Raw genomic sequence first — 2,959 nt, 5'->3', positions numbered from 1 at the left:
GGCTCGCCCCCGGCGGCAGCGTGCGCAAGGTCGACGTGACCGACGCCTACACGAAGCGCATCGTCGGCGACATCCAGCTGGCCCGTCCGCTGAAGATCGTGGTCGATTCGGGCAACGGCATTGCGGGCGCTTCGGCACCGGCCATCTTCCGCRCCATCGGCTGCGAAGTGACGGAGCTCTTCAGCGAGGTCGACGGCAACTTTCCCAACCACCACCCCGATCCGAGCAAGCCCGAGAACCTCAAGGACCTGATGGCCGCGCTGGCCTCGGGCGACGCCGAACTGGGCCTGGCCTTCGACGGCGACGGCGACCGGCTGGGCATCGTCACCAAGGATGGCCAGAACATCTTCCCCGACCGCCAGATGCAGCTCTTTGCGCAGGACGTGCTCTCGCGCGTGCCGGGCGGCACCATCGTGTACGACGTGAAGTGCTCGCAGCGCCTGGCGCCGGCCATCGAGGCCGCGGGCGGCAAGCCGATGATCTTCAAGACCGGCCATTCGCTGATCAAGGCCAAGATGAAGGAAATCGATTCGCCGCTGGGCGGCGAGATGAGCGGCCACATCTTCTTCAAGGAGCGCTGGTTCGGCTTCGACGACGGCACCTACGCGGGCTGCCGCCTGCTCGAGATCCTGAGCAAGACGCCCAATGCGAGCGACACGCTCAACGCGCTGCCCACGAGCTTCTCGACACCCGAGCTCAACGTGAAGTGCGCCGAAGGCGAACCGCACGCGGTGGTCGACAAGCTCGTCGCGGGCGCGAGCTTCGCGGCCCCCGCGGTGGTCTCGACCATCGACGGCCTGCGCGTCGACTGGCCCGACGGCTTCGGGCTCATTCGCGCGTCCAACACCACGCCGGTGCTGGTGCTGCGCTTCGAAGGCCAGACCGATGCGGCCCTCAAGCGCATCGAGGCCGAGATGCTCGCGCTCCTCAAGACCGTGAAGGCCGACGCGACGCTGGCCGAAGCGTCGCACTGAGCACCGTGCGTTCGCTGCTGCTGCGCCTCTACGGCGCCTTCACCACCGCCGTGCAACCGCTGGTTCGCCGCAAGCTGCGGCGCAGGGCCGAGGCCGAGCCCGGCTACGGCGTGGCCGTGGAGGAGCGCTTCGGCCACTACGACGATGCAACCACCGGCGAGGGCCAGTGCTGGGTGCATGCAGTCTCGCTCGGTGAAACGCGCGCGGCCGCCATCCTGATCGCCGAACTGCGCAGGCAGTACCCGGGCATACCGATCCTGCTCACGCACGGCACCGCCACCGGCCGCGAAGAGGGCGCCAAGCTGCTTGAACCCGGCGACACGCAGGTCTGGCAGCCCTGGGACATGCCGGGCGCGGTGCAGCGCTTTCTCGACCGCTTCCAGCCGCGCATCGGCGTGCTGATGGAAACCGAGGTCTGGCCCGAGATGGCCGCCGCCTGCGCCGAGCGCCGCATCCCGCTGGTGCTGGCCAATGCGCGGCTCAACGAGAAATCGCTGGCCGCGGCCGAACGCCTCGGCTGGCTCGCGCGGCCCGCGTACTCGGCGCTGGCCGCCGTGTGGGCCCAGACCGAGGCCGACGCGCACCGGCTGGTGTCGCTGGGCGCCAAGGTGGCCGGCATCTACGGCAACCTCAAGTTCGACGCCTCGCCCGATGCGCGCCAGCTGGCCGCGGCCGCGACGCTGCGCGAGCGGCTGCCCAAGCCGATGGTGGTGCTCGCGAGTTCGCGCGACGGCGAGGAGCGCATGCTGCTCGACGTGCTCAGGCGCTTCGGCGCCACGGCGCCTGTGCCGCCCGAGCAGGGCGCCATCCGCTCCATTGCCAAGCGCGTGCACGACGTGCAGTGGATGATCGTGCCGCGCCATCCGCAGCGCTTCGACGAAGTGGCCGCGCTGATCGAGGCCGAAGGCTTTGCCGTGGCGCGCCGCAGCGCCGCGGGCGAGCCGTCGGACGCCGAGATCTGGCTCGGCGATTCGCTCGGCGAAATGGCGCTGTACTACGGCCTGGCCGACGTCGCGCTGCTCGGCGGAAGCTTCGAGCCGCTGGGCGGGCAGAACCTCATCGAGCCGGCCGCCTGCGGCTGCCCGGTGGTCATGGGGCCCTCGACCTTCAACTTTGCCGAAGCGGCGCAGCTTTCGCTGGCGGCCGGTGCCTCGCTGCGCGTCGAGAACATGGAGCAGGCGGTCACCGCGGCGCTCAAGCTGGTCGAGAACCCCGAGCGGCGCGCCGCCATGGCCGAGGCCGCGCTGGCTTTCTCGTCATCGAACCGCGGCGCCGCCGAACGCACGGCAGCGGCGGTGCTGGCCATTGCGCAGGCCGCCGATCCGGTGGCGACCGAAGCCGCGCCGCTCGAGGATGCGCGGGCGGAACCCACGCTCGAGTAGCTGCGGGTTGATTCCTCAGCGCACCGGCGGGTTCAGGATGACCGGCGGCGGCGGTGCCGAAGGCATCGTCGGTGCCGGCGGATTGAACGGCTGCACCGGCACCGGCGGCACCACGGGAATGGGCGGCGGCGTCACGGGCACCGAAGGCGCGGCCTGCGGCCGTTCGCCGGGCGCAGGCGTTGCCGCCGTGCTGCCGTTCTTTGCCAGTGTCGCGTTGATCGCGTTCATGTCGTCGACCGTCAGCGTGCCGTTGGCCTGGCGCAGCTTCAGGTTGCCCAGCAGCACGTTGTAGCGCGCCTGCGCGAGATCGCGCTTGGTCTGGTAGAGCTGGCTCTGCGAATTGAGCACGTCGATGTTGATGCGCACGCCCACCTGGTAGCCGAGCCGGTTGGCGTCGAGCGCGCTCTGGCTCGAAGCCTCGGCCGCCTCGAGCGCCTTGACCTGGCCCGCACCGGACACCAGCCCGAGGTAGGCCGCGCGCGTGGCCTGCGCGACGCTGCGGCGGGTGCCTTCGAGCACGCTGCGCGACTGGTCCTCGAGGGCCAGCGTTTCCTTGATGCGGTTCTCGGTGGCAAAGCCCGCGAAGAGCGGCAGGTTGAACAC

At 70.4% G+C, this 2,959-nt stretch carries 3 protein-coding genes; 2 read left to right on the top strand and 1 reads right to left on the bottom strand.

All coding sequences use genetic code 11. The annotated features are described in order from the left end of the window. A partial coding sequence (locus AC1DOC_RS27215) for a phosphomannomutase/phosphoglucomutase (protein ID WP_478130876.1) occupies window positions 1-974 on the top strand: 974 nt, incomplete at its 5' end. A gap of 5 nt (window positions 975-979) precedes the next feature. Continuing rightward, entirely contained in the window at window positions 980-2,356 is a 1,377-nt protein-coding gene (locus tag AC1DOC_RS27210; RefSeq protein WP_015866502.1) for a 3-deoxy-D-manno-octulosonic acid transferase, read from the top strand. Between the two features lie 15 nt (window positions 2,357-2,371). Here the strand turns inward: AC1DOC_RS27210 and AC1DOC_RS27205 are convergent. After that, on the bottom strand, window positions 2,372-2,959 hold a 588-nt coding region (locus tag AC1DOC_RS27205; RefSeq protein WP_478130875.1), incomplete at its 5' end, for a TolC family protein.

This window comes from Variovorax sp. 01T439_2 (assembly GCF_056398445.1).
The sequence above is the reverse complement of the archived record's forward strand: the minus strand, read 5'-3'. Positions and strand labels throughout refer to the sequence as shown.